Source organism: Spirochaetota bacterium, assembly GCA_035477215.1.
Taxonomy (GTDB): domain Bacteria; phylum Spirochaetota; class UBA4802; order UBA4802; family UBA5368; genus MVZN01.
Genome location: DATIKU010000036.1, coordinates 22,304 through 43,457 on the forward strand (window position 1 = coordinate 22,304; position 21,154 = coordinate 43,457).

Annotated in this window: 17 protein-coding genes; 2 read left to right on the forward strand and 15 right to left on the reverse strand. The window is 58.1% G+C overall.

The window, feature by feature from the left end; translation table 11 throughout:
* Positions 1 to 261: 261 nt before the first annotated feature.
* Positions 262 to 1,578 carry an MFS transporter gene (locus VLM75_08430; GenBank protein ID HSV96944.1) on the forward strand — a complete coding sequence of 439 codons (1,317 nt, stop codon included), beginning with the start codon at positions 262 to 264 and terminating at the stop codon, positions 1,576 to 1,578.
* Here the strand turns inward: VLM75_08430 and VLM75_08435 are convergent.
* The 10 genes from VLM75_08435 to VLM75_08480 all read right to left on the reverse strand — a co-directional run bounded on the left by VLM75_08435 (position 1,568) and on the right by VLM75_08480 (position 14,266).
* Positions 1,568 to 3,013 carry a glycoside hydrolase family 1 protein gene (locus VLM75_08435; GenBank protein ID HSV96945.1) on the reverse strand — a complete coding sequence of 482 codons (1,446 nt, stop codon included), beginning with the start codon at positions 3,011 to 3,013 and terminating at the stop codon, positions 1,568 to 1,570. The two genes, VLM75_08430 and VLM75_08435, sit on opposite strands and share 11 nt — an antisense overlap.
* Before the next feature lie 100 nt (positions 3,014 to 3,113).
* Positions 3,114 to 5,075, reverse strand: a complete 1,962-nt coding sequence (locus VLM75_08440; GenBank protein ID HSV96946.1) for an ABC transporter permease — start codon at positions 5,073 to 5,075, stop codon at positions 3,114 to 3,116.
* 8 nt (positions 5,076 to 5,083) lie between these two features.
* Entirely contained in the window at positions 5,084 to 6,052 is a 969-nt protein-coding gene (locus VLM75_08445) for an efflux RND transporter periplasmic adaptor subunit (GenBank protein HSV96947.1), read from the reverse strand.
* Complete coding sequence (locus VLM75_08450; protein HSV96948.1) at positions 6,042 to 7,391, reverse strand: TolC family protein; 1,350 nt, start codon at positions 7,389 to 7,391, stop codon at positions 6,042 to 6,044. The genes VLM75_08445 and VLM75_08450 overlap by 11 nt, the downstream gene beginning before the upstream one ends.
* A gap of 65 nt (positions 7,392 to 7,456) precedes the next feature.
* On the reverse strand, positions 7,457 to 8,017 hold the full coding sequence (locus VLM75_08455) for a hypothetical protein (GenBank protein HSV96949.1): 561 nt from the start codon (positions 8,015 to 8,017) through the stop codon (positions 7,457 to 7,459).
* 191 nt (positions 8,018 to 8,208) lie between these two features.
* Positions 8,209 to 8,646 carry a zf-HC2 domain-containing protein gene (locus tag VLM75_08460; GenBank protein ID HSV96950.1) on the reverse strand — a complete coding sequence of 146 codons (438 nt, stop codon included), beginning with the start codon at positions 8,644 to 8,646 and terminating at the stop codon, positions 8,209 to 8,211.
* Positions 8,636 to 9,196: a sigma-70 family RNA polymerase sigma factor gene (locus VLM75_08465; protein ID HSV96951.1), complete on the reverse strand. Its 561-nt coding sequence runs from the start codon at positions 9,194 to 9,196 to the stop codon at positions 8,636 to 8,638. Before VLM75_08465 ends, VLM75_08460 begins: the two co-directional genes overlap by 11 nt.
* Positions 9,197 to 9,441: 245 nt before the next feature.
* Positions 9,442 to 9,903: a flavodoxin family protein gene (locus VLM75_08470; protein HSV96952.1), complete on the reverse strand. Its 462-nt coding sequence runs from the start codon at positions 9,901 to 9,903 to the stop codon at positions 9,442 to 9,444.
* A gap of 236 nt (positions 9,904 to 10,139) precedes the next feature.
* On the reverse strand, positions 10,140 to 12,011 hold the full coding sequence (locus VLM75_08475; GenBank protein HSV96953.1) for an acyl-CoA dehydrogenase: 1,872 nt from the start codon (positions 12,009 to 12,011) through the stop codon (positions 10,140 to 10,142).
* A 380-nt stretch (positions 12,012 to 12,391) separates the two neighbouring features.
* Positions 12,392 to 14,266, reverse strand: a complete 1,875-nt coding sequence (locus VLM75_08480) for an acyl-CoA dehydrogenase (protein ID HSV96954.1) — start codon at positions 14,264 to 14,266, stop codon at positions 12,392 to 12,394.
* A 528-nt stretch (positions 14,267 to 14,794) separates the two neighbouring features.
* Here VLM75_08480 and VLM75_08485 point away from each other — a divergent pair.
* Complete coding sequence (locus VLM75_08485; protein ID HSV96955.1) at positions 14,795 to 15,724, forward strand: DNA-processing protein DprA; 930 nt, start codon at positions 14,795 to 14,797, stop codon at positions 15,722 to 15,724.
* A 49-nt stretch (positions 15,725 to 15,773) separates the two neighbouring features.
* On the opposite strand, the gene VLM75_08490 is transcribed toward VLM75_08485, so the two are convergent.
* The 5 genes from VLM75_08490 to VLM75_08510 form a co-directional block, all read right to left on the reverse strand.
* Positions 15,774 to 16,613: a substrate-binding domain-containing protein gene (locus VLM75_08490; protein HSV96956.1), complete on the reverse strand. Its 840-nt coding sequence runs from the start codon at positions 16,611 to 16,613 to the stop codon at positions 15,774 to 15,776.
* Between the two features lie 156 nt (positions 16,614 to 16,769).
* Positions 16,770 to 16,979, reverse strand: a complete 210-nt coding sequence (locus VLM75_08495; GenBank protein ID HSV96957.1) for a TOBE domain-containing protein — start codon at positions 16,977 to 16,979, stop codon at positions 16,770 to 16,772.
* 87 nt (positions 16,980 to 17,066) lie between these two features.
* Positions 17,067 to 17,252: a TonB family protein gene (locus tag VLM75_08500; GenBank protein ID HSV96958.1), complete on the reverse strand. Its 186-nt coding sequence runs from the start codon at positions 17,250 to 17,252 to the stop codon at positions 17,067 to 17,069.
* Positions 17,253 to 17,364: 112 nt separating this feature from the next.
* The gene (locus VLM75_08505; GenBank protein ID HSV96959.1) at positions 17,365 to 18,444 is read right to left on the reverse strand and encodes a hypothetical protein; all 1,080 of its coding nucleotides are present in this window, start codon (positions 18,442 to 18,444) and stop codon (positions 17,365 to 17,367) included.
* A gap of 235 nt (positions 18,445 to 18,679) precedes the next feature.
* On the reverse strand, positions 18,680 to 21,031 hold the full coding sequence (locus tag VLM75_08510) for a TonB-dependent receptor plug domain-containing protein (GenBank protein ID HSV96960.1): 2,352 nt from the start codon (positions 21,029 to 21,031) through the stop codon (positions 18,680 to 18,682).
* Positions 21,032 to 21,154 lie beyond the last annotated feature (123 nt).

Consider the following 21,154-nt stretch of genomic DNA (forward strand, 5'->3'; position numbering starts at 1 on the left):
GCCGGCGACCCGGCGCACTATTGGCGGGAACGGCGGCGCATACTGCCGGAGGTGCGATAGATGGCGCCGTCGCGACTTCATGAATCGGTTATTGCCGGAAGGGTACGGTGGGTCAGAGAAATGATCCAGTGGATTCGCACCCGGCATGACCGGTAAATGTGTTGCGCTGCGCCTGTCATGCGGTCTATAGTTGCGACGGCCGCGGGGCGGTCGCGCCGCACCCCTCCCGCGTCGATACCCAGATCACTCCCGGGGGGAAGCATGCGACAACTCCGATTCGGCACAAAACTCTCCTACGCCATGGGAGGCATGGCGCTCAACCTCGCCAACCTTGTAATCTCGCAGTGGCTCATGAAACTCTACGTGCCCTCGCGCGATTCGGCCCTGGTGGCCGGGGCGCTCTTCGCTGGGATATTCTTCTCCGGACGCCTCATGGACGGCATCATCGATCCGGTGGCCGGTTTCGTGAGCGATCACTTCAAGTCGAAGCGCGGGCGGCGCATCCCCTTCATCGCCGCCATGACGATTCCCGCGGCGCTGGTGAGTTTTCTCCTCTGGGTGCCGCCCTACCCGGATGGGTCACACTGGCTCAATGCCGTGTACCTCTTCGTGATGGTTCAGCTCTTCTTCATCTGCTGGACCTTCCTGGCCAATCCCTACATGGCACTGCTCCCCGAGATCACCTCCGACCTCGACGAGCGCGTGAACATCACCACCATGCAGGCGGTCTTCCTGATGATCGGCACCTTCATCTTCGGCGCGATGGGCGCGATCAAGGACGAACTCGGATGGATCGGCATCGGCGCGGTCACCGGGGCGCTCACCCTTGTCTCGTTTTTCCCGACGGTTTTCACGATAAAGGAGAAATCCTCGATCGGACGCATCGCGAAGGAGCGCTTCCGGTTCACCACGATCATGGACTGGACACGGACCACGTTTAAAAACAGGTCCTTCGTTATTCTGGTCGCCGCGACATCGTCACTGTGGTTCGCGCTCAACATGGTGATCCTGGTGGTGCCCTTCTGGGTGCAGTACGCCCTCGACATGACCGACCGCGAAGTGGTGCTACTCATGGCGCCGTTATTGGTCGTCAATATCGTATTCTTTTTCGTATTCAATTATATCGCCAAACGCCTCGGCAAATTCACCGCATTCGTCGCGACGCTCGCCAGCGCCGCGGTCACCATGCCGCTTCTCGGCCTCTCGGGTTACCTTCCCTTCGGGGACATGATGCTCCAGTCGCAGATCGCGATGGCGCTGGTGGGCATTCCCGTTTCGGGAATCATGGTGCTGCCGCCGGCGCTCCTGGCGGACGTTATCGATCACGACGAGACACTCACCGGCAAGCGGCGGGAGGGCATCTACTTCGGCGTGCAGGCGATTTTCCAGAAGATCGCCATAGGGCTCTCGATCGCCGTGGCGACCGCGCTCATGTACGGCGGGGGTTCGGAAACCGCGTCGGTATGGGGCCTGCGGATGATCTCGGTGAGTGCCGGGGCCGCCGCGCTCGTTTCGCTTGCGTTTTTCACACGCTACCCCATCCGCGAAAAGGACGGGAAGGCTTTCGTCAGGAACTGACCGGCCCGGCATGGCCGCAGAGTATCGCGTCGATCTCGCTTTCTTCGGGAAGGCGGTTGTTGTGCGCGATGAATCGGTAGAGGCGCGCGGATGCGGTCTCGACGCGTTCCATGGTCTCCCTGTTCACGCGGTACAGGCCGAACTTCGGGCCGAAGCCCTTCGCCCACTCCCAGTTGTCCGTTATGCTCCAGTGCGTGAAACCCGTTATGGGACATCCCTCGCCTATGAGCCGGTGCACCCAGGCCAGATGCTCGAGGATGAAGCGCGGCCTGCGGTCGTCAGCCGCGTCGGCGAGGCCCGACTCGGCGATGAAAAGCGGCACGCCGGGGTAACGGCCCTCGAGCTTTTTGCACAGGCGGTAGATCCCCTCGGGATAGATCTCCCAGCCCATGTCGGTGGTGCGCGACGATGCGCAGGTTTTGCGCCCGATGAAGCCGGGTTTCAGGGGATTGAACGAGAGGATCTCGCGCGTGTAGTAGTTCACGCCGATCCAGTCGAGCGTGCCGCGGATCGAGTCGTCGTGCTCCCGTACCGTGGGGCCCATGAGAACCCTTAGCTCGATGGTCCCGGTGTACAGCGCGTCGAGCAGGTTCTCGTTGAAGATGCGGTCCATCTGCCGCGTGATGACGCGGTCGAGCAGGAAGCCCTTGGGCTCGTAATGAAAGAAAAAGTATATCTGGCCGACACGCGGAGCCGACGCCCCACCGGGCGGTGCGGCGTGTTTTTTTATGAGGTGATACGCCCGTGCGTGCGCGTGAATGAGCGTGCGGTAGACAGAGAGGGCCCGCTTTATATCCTTCTGATTCGGCGGGATTTCGCCCACGGCGTACCCGGCGAGCGCATAGATCTGCGCGTCGATCATGGTGCTCCAGTAATCGACGCGGCCGCCGAACCTCGTCGCGCATTGGCGCACCAGGGCCTCCCAGCGCCCCATCACCTGCGCGCTTTCCCATCCGCCCTCGTCCGCCGCCCAAAGGGGGAGCGTGAAATGCCATAGATTAAGGAAGACTGTAAAGCCGCGCCGTCGCATGGCGTCGATCATCGCGTCGTAACGCCTGAAGGCCTCTTCATCGTAGCGGCCCTTCTCCGGCTCCAGCCGGCTCCATTCGATGCCGATGCGGTGGGCGTTCTGCCCGTCGCGCGCGGCGAGGTCGAAGTCGGACTCGTAGCGGTTGTAGAAATCGGCAGCGATGCCGCAGCGGTCGCCGTTTTCAATGGGCGACGGCTCCTGCGCCTCCCAGCGCGCCCAATCGTTGGCCAGGTTCCCCCCCTCGTGCTGATAGGCGTCCTCGCCGGTGGCCCAGAGAAAGCCCCCGGGGAAACGCTGGCCGGAGATGGATACCGGATCCGATGGACGCGGACGGCGAATGATGCCGTACAACACGGTCACCGCGAGCGACACGGCAAACGCATACAGCATAACGAGCACGGCCATGATGATCCCCCTGCGCCGCATCCGGCGTGTTACGGACCCGGGCGGCGAAAGAGTATCACACAGTGAAGCAATGTAAAGAAGAATACCCGGTGCGCCCCACTTATTCGTACCGCAGCGCCTCGATGGGATTCAAGCGCGAGGCCTGGACCGCCGGCCAGAAGCCGAAGGCGATTCCGATGATGATCGAGACCGCCGTGGATAGCACGATTGAAAATATCGAAATCTTCACCGACCACCCCGCGAAGACAGTAATGAAAATGGTGATGCCCGTGCCGAGTAAAATGCCCGCCAGACCGCCGGTGACCGTGAGCATCCCCGACTCGATGAGAAACTGAAGCCGGATGTCCTTTCTGCGTGCGCCGATCGCCTTGCGAAGGCCGATCTCCTTCACGCGTTCCTTGACCGAGACAAGCATGATGTTCATGATTCCGATCCCGCCCACGAGGAGAGAGATCGCGGCGACGATCCCCAGGAGGAGGCTCATCGTGCGCGTGGTGCTTGAAAGCGCCTCGCGGATCTCCGAGAGGTCCATTATTTCAAACGACTCTTCATTGTCCGGGGCGAGCCGGTAGCGTTTGTTCAACAAAAGCCTTGCCGATTTTTTCGCCTCATCGATACGCTCCTGGCTGGCCGCCTGGATATCGATGGTGTCGACGTAGGTCTTGCCCAGCAGCCGGTACATCGCGGTGGTCACGGGCACCACCACCACGTCGTCCTGGTCGCTTCGAAACGACATGCCCTTGGCCGGCAGTACGCCGATCACCGTGAAATTGATGCGGTTGATCTTGATGCTCCGTCCCACCGGCGATGTGGCGCCGAATAATTCACGCACAACGGTCGCGCCCGCCAGGGCCACCTTGCTCCGCATGCGAAATTCCTCCGGTGTGAAAAAACGCCCGGTCACTGGTGTCGCCGAGCGTATCGACGCATAACTCGGCCCGACACCTTCGACGAGGGAATTCCAGTTTTTATTACCGTGTACCAACTGCACGCGCGAGCGTACGGAAGGGGAAACTGCCGATACCGCGGCAATGCGGGAAAGCCCCTCGGCGTCGCCAAGCGTGAGCCGGGTGATCGCTCCCGTCTGCACCGCCACCCCGCCCGCGCGCCGTGCGCCCGGCATTACGGTCAGAACGTTCGTTCCAAGCGAGCTCAACCGCTCGGAAATAGACGCCTTTGCCCCTTCGCCCAGCGCCATCATGGATATCACCGCCGCCACGCCGATCAGAATGCCCGTAATGGAAAGGAGCGAGCGCAGCTTGTGGGTCAGTATCGATCCCAGCGCCTGGCGGAAGTAGTCCGCATACTGGGCCCTGTCGACGCCCGATCGACCGCTTTCGAACGCCCGCTCCCGCAAAGCCGGGGGGGCCGGGGCCTGCGCACGGCCGCGCGGTTTACTTCGCTCATCCGAGACCACTACGCCGTCCCTCATGCGGATGATGCGCCGGGCGTGCGCGGCAACCTCGTTCTCGTGGGTGACCATGACGATCGTCTTCCCCCGGAGGTTCTGCTCCTGGAGAATCGCCATGATCTCCTTCGCGCTCTTCGTGTCGAGGTTGCCAGTCGGCTCGTCGGCGAATATCACGCGCGGGTCGTTAACGAGCGATCGCGCGATCGCCACACGCTGCTGCTCGCCGCCCGATAGTTCGCCCGGCCGGTGCTCGACCCGCCCTCCCAGGCCGACGTCTTCAAGGCGCGCACGCGCGGCGGCGCGAAGCTCCCTCTTTCCCGCATATATGAGCGGCAGCTCCGCGTTCTGGAGCGCGGAAAGGCGCGGAAGCAGGTGAAACTGCTGAAACACAAAGCCGGCGACGTGGTTGCGGAGCGTCGACAGGCTGTCGTCATCGAGACGGCTGATATCGCGCCCGAAGAGCAGATAGCTTCCGCGGTCGGGTTTATCGAGAAAGCCGAGGATATTGAGCAGGGTCGACTTGCCGGAACCTGAGGGTCCCATGATGGCCACGAATTCGCCCTCTTCTATCCGCAGGCTCACGTTATCGAGGGCGGCGACGCTGACCTTCCCGGTTTCGTACAACCGCGATATGTTTTTCAGCTCTATCATTCCGGCGCCTAATTCCTTTTTCTGCCGGGAGGCGTCGGCATGAAAGGGTTTTTCTTATTGGTGCCGGTCGCGGAGCGGACCTCGGCATTCCCGTCGGCCACAAGAACCTTCTCTCCTTCATTCAGCCCGGACAGTATCTCGATGCGCGACTCGTCGGATATGCCGATCTTCACCTCGCGCAACTCGGGCGGCGCTTTTTCCCCCCTGCCGACGCGTATGTAATTGGTCCGCCCCTCCATGAGGACTGCCTCGATCGGCAGAAGGAGCGCGTTTCCCCGCGCCGACTGGATGATATTGATGGTTGCGCTCATGCCCGACCTGAAAACCTCGGGCACCCTGTTCGGGATGATCTGCACCTTATACATTGTCACGTTGTTGGTGACGGTCGACTCGTATGATATGTGCCGAACCCTGCCGTTTACCTCGACCCCGGGATACGAATCCAGGCTCAACTCCGCCGTCATGCCGATCTTTACGTTGCCGATGTCCGTTTCGTCGACATTGGCCGTGACGATCAACCGGTCGGCCAGCACCAGCACCGCAGTGGTGGTGCTCACCGTCTGCCCCGGCTCGACGTCGCGGACGATCACCATGCCCGTTATGGGGGCGACAATCGGCGAAGGCTTGTAGGCGCTTTCCCAGTATTTCAGTTCGGCATCACCCTGCATGCGTGCCGCGTCGATAAGGGCCGCGCGCTCATTGGAGCTCATCCAGGCCAGGAGCTGCCCCTTTCGGACCGTCTGCCCCTCGACCACCAGGACGCTTTCGATCCTCCCTGCGATGGTCGGCTTTATCTCCAGGCGGTTGCGCGGCTCCACCGTCCCCGTCGTGCTGATGTATTTCCTGATCAATCCCCTTTCGGGGAGCACGGTGCGACTGGCCACGGCCTGTTCCTTCGAACACGCGAGTCCCGCGAGCGAGACGGCAAGCGCGAACGCGGCGGCACGGATGACCTGTTTCTGCACGTTAGATTTCATTTTCAAGCGTCACTCCCTGCGCGTTTTTCCATGAGGCCTCGGCTTCGAGCGCGCTCGCACGCGCGTTAAGATAGTTCTTCTTGGCCTCGACCAGCTCGTTCTCGATGATGATCCAGTTGTCGAAGCTCACCTGCCCGATATTGTACTGGGCCGCCGCGATGCGGGCGCGCTCCTCTGACGCGCGAAGATATTTTTCCTTTATACCGAAGGTGTCGATGGCGTACATGAACGCGATCCATTTCTGCTCCAGCGTTACGGAGGCCGAGCCTTTCGCACTTTCGAATTCGGCGACGGCCTGACGATAGGCCGCGTTTTCCTTCGAGCTCCGGTAAACGCGTTTTCCCCCTTCGAAGAGAGGAAGGGTGATCCCCACCCCGGCCGATACCTGGCTTTCCCTTGGCGGCCACGAAGTGTCGGATTTCCCCGCGCTGGCGGTTCCGTACACCTCGGGGAAATGCCCGGCCTCGGCGGATTTCCGCGCGTAATCGGCGTATTCCTTCTGCAATTCCGCCTGACGCACGGCGGGCGTGCGCGACGCCAGCGACGCGAAGTCCGGATATCCGGTACCGGTTTCCGGTAAGGAGAGGTCGCCCTTAACCGTAAATTTTTTCCACTCCTTCAGCCCCATCTCGCGCGCCAGCTTGTGACGTGCCAGCGAAACGGCACGGTCCGCCTGTACGCGATCCGCCACGGCCTGGGCCAGGTTTACCTCGGCGGTAAGGAGGGAGCCGCGATGCTCCTTCCCCGCGTTGTGCCGCATTCGAACGAGGTCCAGGCTCTTCTTCCTCCTCTCCACTATCTCGTCGGAGATACCCAGCAACTCCTGCGCCCTGAGCAATTCGATGAACGCGCTTCGCAGGCTGTAGCGCACAGTCGAGGATGTCGCCATGGTACTGTAAACGGCCTGCCGTACCTGCGCGTCGGCGCCCCTGGTGTCATAGAGCGCCCTGCCTCCATCGAAAAGAAGCTGCTTCGCGGTGATCCCGTACGAGTAGGTGGTATCGTCCACGGTTCCCTGCGAAGGGGCCGAAGCGTCCTTCCGCGTCCTGTCGATGTCGAGCGATGTGCTCACCTGCGGCAGGAGGGCGCTCCGGGTGATTCCCTTCGCGTCCCTGGCCTGCTGCAGCTTTTCCTTCGCCGATACGATATCGGGATGGTGCGCTCTCGCGAGCGCCGCGCACTCCTCCCAGCCGAGCGTCTCCACGACTATCGGGGCGTCGGCGTACAGCGACGGAGCCAGGAGCAGCACGAGCGCAAGGCATTCTGGAATGAGACGTTTCAGCGCGGTAACTCCCCCGGACCCCGATCCGCCCCGCGTGGTTTCAGATTGATCCTTCACGGATATACTCCCCTTCATCTAATTGCTGTGTGCCCAACGGCGCCCGATCGACGCCGCCATGCGCGTCATTTCAGTTTCCCGCCGGAAAGAACTCCGCGTCGCGGCCCGTCCTCCGGCGGGCCGGAGTGCGAAGCGTCCCGGGGAGGACCGTCCATTCCCGGACCGCCGGCAGGCCGCTCGCCGCGGGCCCTTTTTTCGGCGATCATTTTATTGAACTCCGCCTTCTGCTTTTCATCGAGCAGCTTCATGATCTCCACATCGGTGCGCTCCATAACGCTTCGGATTTCCTTGAAAAACAGCTCCCTCTTTCCGTCCATCAGCCCGCGGTTGGATTCGAGCAGGGCCCCTACCGCGCGGGCCTGTTCATCATTCAACGCGAGGCGCTCGACGAACTTCTTCATCACCCTTTGCTTGAACTCTGCATCGTCGTGCCGAAACGGCCTGTCTCCGCCGCGTAAAAACATCGGCGGCCCATGACGCTCCACCTCTCCCATGAACTGAGACCGTGCGAATTCGTGAAAGTTACGCTTCACGTACCATCGATCCGCCCCCACGCCGATAAACACGCCCAGCACGAATATAAAAGCCAGCATGGCCGCGGCCGTGTAATTGGACATCGCTTTCATCCGAGCCCTCCTTTTTTGATTAGAGTTGTTGCGTATCTGAAAAGATGTCATCGAGAGGAGCGCAGCGACGCGGCGATCTCAAAAGGCAACAGGTTCTTACTAAAAAACCAAATGCGTTATGAGATTGCCACGCCCCGATAAGGCCTGGGCTCGCAATGACACTCGGTAAAGCAACAATTCTATCATACATCTTACCTGACGTAAAACTCGTGAGGATAGACGCCTTCTCCAACCGCAAGATACACAACCTCGGTCTCGCTCATGCTCCCCAGCAGATACTGCCCGAGCGAAGCGTCGCCGTTTTCGTTGATTATTCCGATCGATCCGATCAGCAAAACAACGGCCGCAGCGGCGGCGGCGAATGGAACAGGGCCGAACGGGCGCCCGGGCCATAACGCCCTGCGCTTCCCCTCACGATATTTTCGGATAATTTCGGCCGTAGGCGCCGACGCCGTTACGGTCCCTCCCGCCCGGATGAGAATGCGGCGCAGGGCCTGGATCTCGTCAAGGCGCGCGCAGCAGACGGAGCAAATGGCAAGGTGCTCCTCGATGCCGGACATCTCGACAGGGTCCGCGCACTCGCCGTCGGCATAGCGGTTGAGCAGTCTCCCGGCATTTTTACACTTCATGGTCCACCTCCCCCCGAATAATGGGATGCAGAATTCTTTTCAACAGTTCGCGCGCCCGGAAGAGGCGCGATTCGACCGTCCCCACGGAGCACTCGAGTACGTCAGCGATTTCGCGGTACGACCTGCCCTCGAACTCCCGTAAAATAACGACCGTACGATATTTAACCGGTAGATCCATGAGCGCGCCGCGCACCATATCCGAAACGGCCGACTTATGCGTGAAATCGTCCGCGCCTGCGACGTCATGATAACGCTCGTCGAACGGCTCCGCCGCCCTTCTTTTGCGTTTCCTGAGCGAATCGATGCAGGTATTGACGCCGATACGGTAGATCCACGTCGACAGATCCGCCTCACCCCTGAACGACTCCATCCTGTCGAGCAGCTTCACGAACACGTCCTGGGCAAGGTCGCAGGCCTCGTCGCGGTCGCGTACGAAAGAGAAGCAGAGGTTGTACACTCTGCCGTAATACCGTTCGACAAAATCCTTCATCCCCCGTTCGCCGCCGAACGCGGACACGGGTGATGGGACGGCGTCATTCCGCAATCTCATGCTCTCCATGATACCATTTTGACGCATGGGATACACGTAATATTCCATTTTTTTCACGCCCGCCGGTCGGAGGACAAAAAAAGGACGGGGTATCTCCCGCCCTTTTTCCGTGTCCGTTATCGACGGCTTAAAGCCGGTACGCGATGCCCCCGATGTACAGCGGTTCGAATTCACCGTCCCCGAAGGCGCCGTCCGCCTCGAAGATATAGCTCGTGCCGCCCCGGCGAAGACCGAAAGCGTGTCGGTCATTCTGAACCCGAGAACGACCCTGCCCTGCAGGGCCATTCTGTCGGTCCGGTCGCCCTCGCCCGGTTGACCCCCGACGAGAGCTGCACCGCGCTCACGGAGGCGCCGGGCTTGCGGCGGAACATGTTGTCGTTACCGCGCGCCACACAGCCGGAGCGGTCGATGAGCGCCCTGGTCTCGGCCGTCACCCCGGTAAAATAGGTGGGGGAGCCGATGATGATGCCGTCCGCCGCGAGCATTTTCGCTATGCATTCGTTTACGATGTTTGTATCGATCGAACAGCGACGGTCCTTCCGCTCCCTGCACTTGCCGCAGGCCGTGCAGCCCCGGACGGGCTTTACGCCGATGTGCACAAGCTCGCATTCGATTCCCGCGGCCTCGAGAGGCTCGAACACCTTTTTGATCAATATGGACGTATTCCCCTGTTTCCTCGGACTGCCGTTAAACGCGACGACCTTCATTCCATTCACTCCCTGTCCGGTATTCACGTCGTACGGTTCGCTCTCCCGGGAGCGCACTCGATGGGGAGCTTCTATCGCGGATAAAACCGGGGGCAATTACAAATTGTTACGGCGTGCAAAAAGGACGCGGTCACCCGCGTCCTTTTTGTCGCTTGAAAGAAACCCGCCGCGGAACCCGGCAACGTCGGTCAACCGCAACCGGGGATCCCGATCCCGCTACCTTTCCCGTGCCGCACCTATTCCTCCGGAGCCCCGGTGAAGATGGAGCGGCTCGCCTTGATGACGGCCGACTCCCCGCCCAGTATCGAATCGAGCTTGCCGAAGTACTCGGGGAATTCGTAGCCGATGAAAAACTGGCCGGCGAGCACCTTGCCGGCGTAGAAGGCCGCCTCGGCGTTGTCGGCAAGTATCTTCTCGCGCTCCTCGCCCTTCGCCTCGCCAAGGAGCTCTTTCATCTTCGGCGTGCAAAGCGTCATGCTCCACAGGTGCAGCCACGCCAGGCACACCATGAACATTCCCTTGCGAAGCTGCGAGGCGTTCATGAAGAGGTTCATAAACGCGCCCTTGGCCATCTGGCCTTTTAAAAATTCGATGGTCTCGTCGAGCTTCGCCACGCCTTTTACCACCAGGTCTATGTACTTGTCCTCGACGACTCCCTTCGCCTTCTTCACCACATCGTCCACCCGCTTTTTCCAGACCTGGTAGTTATACTGGTCCTTGTTCATTAAAATCTTGCGCATGGTCAGGTCCATGGACTGGATGCCGTTGGTCCCCTCGTAAATCGCGAAGATCTTGGCGTCGCGGTAGAACTGCTCCACCGGGTAATCCGCGCAGTAGCCGTAGCCTCCATAGACCTGCATGGCCTCCGAAGCCACGAGCACGCCGGCGTCGGTGTTGCCCGCCTTGCAGATCGGGATAAGGATATCGATCAGCGCCTTCGCCTCCTTCTGGGCGTCGCCTTCGTACACGTGCTCAAGGTCCAGGTGGTGCGAGAGGTAATAGGTGAGCATGCGCATCCCTTCAACGTAGGACTTCATCCACAAAAGCATCCGCTTTACGTCAGGGTGCTCTATAATTGCCACCTGTGGCGCCTCCGGGTTCATCATCTGCGTTATGTGGGCGCCCTGCTTGCGGTTCTTCGCGTAGCTTATCGAGTGCATGTAGGCGGTGCTGGCGACCGAAAGGCCCTGAATCGCCACGTCGGTGCGCGCCTCGTTCATGAGCTGAAACATGATCTTCATGCCCTGCCGCTCCTGGCCCAGGAGCCACCCCCGGCAGTTGTCGTTGTCGCCGAAAGAGAGCGTACAGGTCGCCGAGCCGTGAATGCCGCACTTGTGCTCGATACCGCTGCACACCACGTCGTTGGACGCGCCCACGGAACCGTCCGGGTTCACCAGGTACTTTGGCACAAGGAAGATCGATATGCCTTTGGTCCCGGGAGGGTCGCCCTCGATGCGCGCGAGCACCGGATGGATGATGTTTTCGTAGAGGTCGTTATCGCCGGCGGTGATGAATATCTTCTGGCCGACGATCTTGAAGGTTCCGTCGCTCTGCCGGTAGGCCCTGGCCTTGAGCGCTCCCACGTCGCTTCCGGCGTCCGACTCGGTGAGGCACATGGTGCCGCCCCAGGTGCCGCTTAGCATCTTTCCGAGATAGATATTTTTCAGTTCGTCGCTCGCGTAGTTCATGAACAGCGCCGCGGCGCCGTGCGCCAGCGCCGGGTAGGTAGTCAGGGATACGTTGGCCGTGCAGAAGTACTCGTAGCAGGAAAAACCCACCGAGTGCGGAAGCCCCATGCCGCCCACCTCGGAGTCGTCGAAGATGCCGACGAATCCCGCCTCGTTGAACGCCTTCAGCGGCGCGCGGAACGATTCGGGCGCCTTCACCAGCTTCTTGTCCGGATCGTAGGTAACGCCCGTTTTGTCGCCGTCGGCGTTTGTAGGATAGATCTGCTCCACCGCCATCTTCTCGGCGAGCTGAAGCGTGTCCTCGTACATGTCCTTGTCGAAGCCGGAATACTTCTCGAATTTTCCCAGCTCGTCGACCTTCAACATCTCGAAAAGGACGAACCGCACGTCCCTCGAGTCCACCAGCTTGTTAAGCGCCATTTAACCCTCCTCGAATATCGTGTATAGTATATCGTCGCCGTCCGACTGTCCGCGCCGCCGGTTCCACTATCCTGGCCGGCGCACCGGACATTAATGCGCGCGATTAAAAACACCGTGGAAATCGCGACTAACGTGATGGCGGGCCCCTTGCGATTTCCGATAATGCAACAGGTATCAGCTTTCAATATCAACCAAATGATCAGGCTGAACTATGATATAAACATAATACAGTAATTTAATTATACAACGTGGAACGTTTTTCCCTGTCAATCACGATTCGATCCGGGATGATTTTTTTGAACTCACCCCCTATCGCGTATAAACAAAAACGGCAGCCTTCCGGGCCGCCGTTTTTGTTTGTTCCGTGAATGAAAAGCCGTTTAGGCCTCCAGCGCTCCGGTAAATATTTCCGGGCTCGCCTTGATGACGGCGGCTTCGCCGCCGAGCAGGCCCTCGATCCTTCCGAAGTACTTCGGGAACTCCATACCGATGTAAAACTGCGACGAGAGCACCTTGCCCGAGTAGAACGCCGCTTCGGGATTGTCCGCGAGGAGCTTGTTGAGGTCCGCGCCCTTCGCGTCGCCCACGATCGCCTTCCTCTTCGGGATGGTGATGGTGAGCATCCAGAGATGCGCCCACGCCATGGCGAGCATGTACATGGCCTGCTGGAGCAGGGTCGCGTTCATGAACAGGTGCATGAACTTGCCGCCCGCCATCTGGCCCTTCATCATCTCGATGACTTCGTCGAGCTTCGTCATGCCCCTTGCAACCATGTCGATGTACTTGTCTTCGACAACTCCCTTCGCCTTCTTGACAACTTCGTCCACGCGCTTCTTCCATGCGTTGTAGTTGAACTGCTCGGGGTTCATGAGGATCTTGCGCATGGTGAGGTCCATGGACTGGATGGCGTTGGTGCCTTCCCAGATCGGGAGGATCTTGGAGTCCCTCATGTACTTCTCCACAGGGTAGTCCGCGCAGTAGCCGTAGCCGCCGTAGCACTGCACCGCCTCGGAGGTGATTTCAACGCTCTTGTCGGTGCAGCCCGACTTGCAGATCGGGGTGAGGAGCTCGACCAGTCCGTTCGCTTCCTTCTGGAGGTCGCCTTCCATAACGGTGGCCAGGTCTATGTTGTAGAACATGTAATAAGTAAGGAAGCGCTGTCCCTCGAGGTGCGACTTCATCCACAGCAGCATGCGGACGACGTCCGGGTGCTGGATGATCGGAACGAGCGGCGCTTCCGGGTTCAGCATCTGGGTGACGTGCGCGCCCTGCAGCCTGCCCTTGGTGTAGGTGACCGCATGCATGTACGCGGCGGACGCGTTGCCCTGACCCTGGATCGCGACGCCCATGCGGGCGAAGTTCATCATCTTGAACATGATCTTCATGCCCTGGCGCTCCTTGCCGAGGAGATAGCCGACGCACTTGCCGTTGTCGCCGAACGCCAGCTGCGCGGTCGCCGAACCGGCGATACCCATCTTGTGCTCGATACCGGTGCAGGTGACGTCGTTGAACTCGCCCAGCGAGCCGTCCTTATTGATGAGATACTTGGGAACGATAAAGATCGAAATGCCCTTCGTACCCCTGGGATCGCCCTCGATTCGGGCGAGCACCGGGTGGATCATGTTCTTGTAGTAGTCGTTTTCGCCGGAAGAGATGAATATCTTCTGGCCGGTGATTAAATAGGTGCCGTCGGCCTGCTTGACGGCCTTGGCCTTGAGGTTACCCACGTCGGAACCGGCTTCGGGCTCGGTGAGACACATGGTGCCGCCCCACTCGCCGCTCATCATCTTGGGCATATACTCGTGCTGCTGCTCTTTCGTGCCGAATTCGACTATGAGCTCCATCGCGCCGTGCGAAAGGCCGGGATACATTCCAAGGGGATAGTTCGCCGCGCACATGTACTCCATGACCGCCGCGTTGATCGCGACCGGCATGCCGGACCCGCCATGATCGGGCTCGTCGGAGAGACCGAAAAGGCCGGCCTGATAATACGCGTCGAGGACGGGCTTGTAGCAGGGGGGAATCGCAACCTGTTTAGTCTGAGGATCGTACTTGCAACCGCCTTCCTTGTCGCCCAGCGCGGCGGTCGGGTAAATCTGCTCGACCGCTATCTGCTCGGCGAGGTCGAGGGTGGCTTCGAAAGTGTCCTTGTCGAAATCGGCAAACTTGGAATACTGGTTCAGCTTTTCCGCTTCCAGGGCTTCGAAAAGCACGAAACGCACGTCCCGAGAATCAACCAATGGATTTAAGGCCATGATAACCTCCTGCAAGTTTTAATAATTCATTGAATAGAAAGCCAGGGAATCCGCATCCACACTTTCGGGCACGACTGCCCATTAAACATTGACAATATTCTTATCTTTAAATAAGAATCCCCGCAATTGCGCATTCCCGCGGCGAACGGCATTTGCCTTGTTCGCCGGTTGAAACTGTAAAAACACGCTCATGGATGTCAACATGAATTCATTCTTTTTTGTATATTTTAGGCATTTTTTAGGGCATCTATCATCATTCTGAGTGGTTAAATATATTCAATATTATATATACGCATAATATTATGTGGTACTTTCCGGCCCATGGGCCCGCCGGGGCACGGAAGTGAGAACGATCTTGTACACGAAAAATGGGGGCGTGTTCGACCCGCCCCCGCCTGTGACGCGGGGAGACCGGGCGGGAAAAATTGATCCATATTGCACCGGTTTGTCCGATTTCGATCAACGGGTAAAATCGCGCCCGGTTGCCTTGCGCGGCCGCAACGCGCGCCGCCATATACGGGGAGGTCCATGAAGCACGACAAGTACTGGATGGCGCTGGAGCAGGTGAAGGGAGTGGGCCCGGCCTCAATGCGAGAGATTTACGACGCGCTTAAAGGGCCCGGCCTCTCTATCGTCGACCTCTTCACGCTCAGCCCCGAGGAGATGCGCGCCGAGCTTTCACTCCGCGATCCGATCGCCTCCGCGATCGACACCGCGCGCGGGAGGATTTCACTGATCGAGGACGAGTATTTTACGCTCATCGACGCGGGGATCGAGATCGTCCTCTTCTTCGAGGAAGGCTATCCCGAACGTCTGGCGCGCCTGCTTAAAAACGAGGCGCCATCGATGCTGTACGTGTATGGAAACCGCTCTCTTCTGCGAAACAAGGGCGCGGCGGTGCTGGGTGAAAAAAGCATAAGCGAAAAGGGCGAACTGGTCACCTACCTTGCGGCGCAGGAGCTGGTACGCCATCACATAACCGTTATCAGCGGCCTCGCCCGCGGCGCCGACACGATCGCGCACCGCGTGGCACTCGAAAGCGGCGGGGAAACCATAGGCGTTTTACCGTACGGATTCTCCCAGCTCAAGATGCCCGAGTCCCTCAGGGAAGTATACAATCCCGACTCCATGCTCCTTGTGTCGGCCTTCGGCTTCCCGGCCGAATACTCCACGTTCAACGCCTTCCGGCGCAACAGGCTCGCCTGTGCGCTGTCGAAGGCCGTGTACATCGTCGAAGCGCCCGCGGAGGGCGGCACCTTCGAAGCGGCCAAGTCGGCGAAGACGCTCGGCGTGCCGCTCTACACCACCGAGTACGCGGAGTACCCCGACACGGCCGCGGGCAATCCCGTACTCATGCGCGATCTCGGGGCGCACCCCGTCCGCGGGCGCCTCATCAACAACGCGCTCTCGCCCAACCTCGACCGGCTAATCGCCGACGTCAAGTTCGGGGACCGATAAATTTACCCGGCGACGATCATGATCGTCGCCTGGGAAACCGATATGCCGCCTATTTCATCGCATCGGGAAAGAAGAGCGGTGATCCGTATTTCGCGATACCGTATTTTTTGATGAGCCTCTGCGCCTCTGCCGACACCATGAAGTCAGCGAACGCCTTCGCCCCGGCCGCGTTCACCTTCGGCCATTTCGCCTCGTTCACCTCGATCACATGGTATATGTTCAGGAGGTCCTTGTCTCCTTCGCGGAGAATGGCGAGCGCAAGCCCTTTCTTCATGGAGAGATAGGTCCCGCGGTCGCTCAGGGTATAGCCGGATTTTTCCGATGCCACCGAGAGCGTCTGCCCCATGCCGAGGCCCGTTTCATGGAACCACTTCGCGCTTTTCGGGTCCGTCTCCGCCGATTTCCACAGCTTCGTCTCTTTTGCGTGGGTACCCGAATTGTCCGCTCGCGAGATATACAGCGATCCGGATGACGCTATTTTCTTCAGCGCATCGACGACGGATCCCGCCCTGTTTATTCCGGCCGGGTCCTTCTTCGGTCCAACGATAACGTAATCGTTGTGCATGACGATGCGCCTGTTCTTCCCGAACCCCGCGTCCATGAACTTCTTCTCGGCGTCCGGCGAGTGCACCAGCAGCACATCGGCCTCGCCGCGCTCTCCCATGGCCATCGCCTGCCCCGAGCCCACACCGATGGGCTTTACGAAGTATCCCGTCCTCTTCTGGAAAACGGGAATGAGCTCGTCGAGCAGCCCCGAATCGAGGGTGCTGGTCGTCGTGGCCAGAATTACCCCTTTATCCTTCCCCTTCTCCTCCGACCACAGGGCCGTAGCCGCCGCGAACATCGTCACCGCGGCGCACAGCGTTATTATCTTTACTGTACTCCTCATGGATACCTCCTGATCGGTTATCCTCATACATGTATTACACGCGGCAGTCAAGCCGCGCCAAGGCGCATACTCGATTCGGTTTCACGCGGAGAATACGCCGGCCAGGAGTCCGCGTTCACCTCGGCGGCCGGGGGTGGGCATTTCGCGAACCGCGCGTCAGTCGACCGCGAGCATCACATTGGAGGCCTTTATGACCGCGTACACCTCTTTTCCCTGCGCGAGACCAAGCGAATCGGCGGATGTTTTGGTAATGATGGATACGATCTCAGTGCCCCCGGGAAGCTCCACCACTACTTCCGTGTTGACGGCCCCGTGCGTCAACGCCTTAACTTTGCCTTTGATCATGTTACGCGCGCTTATCTTCATCATGGTGCCTCCTGTATCTTTCGTTAACGCATGACGATAGAATGATATACACGCGCACGTTAGAAATCAACATTCTTTCCGTTTGCCTCAGGAATCCAGCCTGAAGCGTACGGGGAGCCTGATCCGGCGGCGCATGGGGACCCGGTCCTTCGCGAGGGCGGGCCGGAAGCTGATGCCCCGCGCACAGGCGATCGCCGCCGCGTCGAACTCGCGCCCGGGCGATTTTACGACGCTGCCGAAGAGCACCGTGCCCGCATTCCCGCCGCGTTTCACGCCGGGCATCCGTTCGATGTCGGAAAGGTCTGCGCGCTTCCCATCAAAGGTTCAGGGCAAAGGCGGCCGCGTAAAACGTCGCCACCCCGTACATAATGGAGTGAATGTTCATCTATCTGATCTCCTCGATCAGCATGATATGAGAAAGCCCCCACACGTCCCTGTCCACGTAATAATCGTTGACGGGTCCCAGCATGGGACCGGCCGCGGGTTTCTTGCCGTCCATTTTATCGATGAGCATCATGCCGCGCCCGTCAGCGGTCCTGAATATCTCGGTACCCGAGAGAAGCGAGCGATAGCCGTCGCAGGCGACGAAGAGAAAGAAATTTTTCGGTCCGCAGCCGGGAAAGTTTTTAACGAGCAGCGAGGCAAGGCTGTAGCCCTCCGCGTTCGAAATCCCCTTGTAACCCTGACCGTGGCCGGTGCGCACCCAGCCCTTCACCGCCGCGCGCTCGACGCCATCCAGGCGCACGGGTTTCGCCTTTCCGCCCGCAAGTACCGTAAGCGACGCGGAGACGCACTTTTCGCCTTTCTTCATTACAGGAAGCAGGGAGTTGTCCACCTCGACCTCGCTGATGGATATGCGTTTGACATCATCGAGATAGCGGCCGGTATCCGGCTCGGCGGCGCATACCAGCCGCAGCCCTTTGATGTTTTCCCGATGGGCGTTCCATTTATAGGGCTCGTCCTTTTTCGGCTTGCTGGGCACGAGCTCTTTGCGGTCAAAAGCGAGTACGACTGGATCCGAATCGTCGGTCATGGTGAGCTCGCCGTAGCTGAAATGCACGCGCCCTCCGTCGGCGTTCTCGAACGTGACGATCATGTCCAGCGGACGGTCGAAGGCGGCCTTCTCCGGTTTCTTGACGGCCACGCCCTCCAGGATGTGCAGCACCGGTATGCCGGAGTAGCGGTAGGTCCCCATGAATTTGCCGTCGGGCTCCACCTCGCGCGTGCGGATGTAGGTCGGCGAGAATGCGTTGAGCGCATCGGCGCCGAATGTGTAGACCTTCTTCGTGAGCCCTGAGACCTCGAGCGTGGTGCCGCTTTTAACGTCCTGCTTCACCGCGAGCGGCGTGGCCCCGGTTACGGCCATGATCTCCATCTGGTTTTTCGGGAAGACGAGCCGGTAACCGGCGAAAAGCACCAGCGCGCCCGCCGCCACCGCGATCAGGATGATGTGATTTTTTTTCATTTGCGTGCCTCGGTCTGGTTTGAAGTCGGTTAACAGCGAAGTCAGGTATTTTAACCGGCCCGGCGATTAATCGGACCTTCCTCTCTATGAAAAATTCGCACGGGCGGGATTTATCCCACCCGTGCGCTTCAGCATACGCTTAGATTATGGACTTACACATTTTAGAACCGCGACCTGGTACCGCATTCTTCTTCGATAAATCTGCCTGACGGTGTTATCCACCTATCGAATGCCGTTAAAACTCTGCGCTGCCCCCCATGTAGAACATCCTGCCGGGACCGGGGTTAAACGGATCGGCATTGTAATCGTCGAGGACGTTCTTGCACAGCACATAGATTTCAAACTTTTCCATGATCTTCTGGGAAAGCTTTACGTTGAAGATGAGCGGATCATGAAGCTCAACCGTTTTATAATAATCTGTGGAATAATCTCCCGGCGTAGCTACAGCACCCCCTGGATTGGATTGCATTACATAGAATTTCTCATTCATCTTGTAAGTGCCCCAGATATTGAGGCTCGTGCCAGTGATGAAATCGAAGAGTATCTGCGTCATGAACTGATGCTCGGGACACTCCTGAACCTCCTTGCCTTTGGTCACATAAGAGTCATCATCATCCCTTGCATTGGTATAGATGTATGACTGTGAAAGAGATACATCTGCGATTTTCATAACATTCTTGATGTTGAAAGACACAGTGTTCTCAACACCCTGCATAGTCCGACCATCAATATTCGTAACTAAATCTGGGCCACCGGCAGGATCCCGGAATTTTTCAAGCTTATCCCGGAACTGTGTATAAAAATAATCACTCCGGAAACTGATAGCCTTATCAAGGAAGAACAATTCAAACCCGATATTATAGTTTATTGATCTTTCAGGTTGTAGTTCCTCAGTGACACTGGCTTTATCATTATCAGAAATTTGTGAGAGGGACGGAAACTCGACTTTCATCCCCGCGGAACTCCTAACGACAAGAAAGTTTTTCAAAGGTTCATAGATTACACCCGCGACAGGATTGATTGAATCGACGGTTCCCCACAGCATGGAATCCTCATCGGGGAGAAGCCCATCCGCATAGGGATCGGTTGACAACGAACGCTTCTTGAAGCGATCGAATTTCTGTGCGTCATACGATGCTCCCACGGTTATACCAATATCACCTACTTGCGTATTGAATTTCATTTCATCTTCAATACCAACCGTTATATACGACGCATCCATGTCTCTCACTTTATAATAGGAACCCGTTGGGACCAATGCAACCATATCCTGCTGTTCCTTGATAAAATTTTCATTTCTGTAATGAAGCACGGCTGAAAGCTTGTTCCATGAGGCAAGTTTATAGGTTGGATAGATATAGAACCCGTAACTCGCTTCGTAGTGCTTAGACGGCTTCCATCCATTTGAATAAATCTGGGTATGTTCAAGATCTCGCCAGTAATAGAGGTTATTCATCTGAGAAACATAGAATATGCTTGCCCGAACCGATAAATCCCCTGACTCAAAATGTATATACGGAGAAACATCATATCGATAATCATCGCTCCATTCCCAGGCCCTCTGCTCAAAAATATTAGCAGTTGTCGGGTCAGCTTTCCATTGACCAACGCCACCTGCGGTAATCTCGTAAGCGTTCAATGCATTGGGATAAAAACCAAGAAAAAGCTGTTTATTTTGATAGTAGCTTGCTGAAACGCCGGCTTCGAGTGAATCGGTAAAATTATAGCCGGCTTTTCCTGAAACAAAATACTTCCGGTATTCCGTGTGGTCCCACGAATCCCCGCCGTTAATATACGTCCTCAATGCGGCATTCGCGGCATATATTGTATCATAGTCATAACCTGCACCATACACTTCGCTGTTGGTGAGTTTTTTAAACCACTCCTTTCTTTTATCGGCATCAAGTTTTTTTGATACGTTATATCCATCTGAATTCATCATTGATGCCGTCAGCCAGTAGTAGAAATCACCTATTGGCGCACCATGAGAAACGTTAAGCAGGTAATTATTATGCTCTCCATACTCAGCACTCACATTCGTGTACATCTCTTCAGGTTTTTTAGTGACAACATTGATTGTACCGAACGTACCCCTCGCCCCGTAGAGCGCCGACGACACGCCTCTGTTCACAATGATCTTGGAAGCATTCATAACGGGAATTCGTGATATATCCCCGCCGCCGCCATCATAAATCTCTTCGAATGGCAGGCCATCGACCAGAATAACTATTTTACTTTGCCTGAAGCCCCTCAGGGTAAATCCGGCCTGCCCCTTCTGGGTCTGATACACATTCATTCCGGGGACCATCTGCAGCGACTGGTCAAGCGTCTTGTCCCCCCTCGCCTTTATGTCCTTCTCCGTTATCTCCGTCGTCGTCGACGCGTCCTCGATGTTCGCGATCGCGCGGTCTTTAACCACGATCTCGCCCATCTCGAAGGCCTTCGTCGCCTTCGCTCCTTCCTTTGAATCGGTTGCCTTTTCCTTCGCCACCGCGGCATCCCCATCCACGGATGCGTCCTGGGCGAAGAGCGGTCCGGCGGCGAACGCCAGCGCCACAACAAAAAGCCAGATGTAGAATTTCTTCACGGTTTTCTCCGTTCACATGTATGATAACGCAGGCTGGTAAATCCCTCTCCCGGTTGGAAAGGGCGGCGGGCAGGGAGGTAAAATGAGCGGTTTTACCGGTGGAAACACCCGCATGCCAGGAGC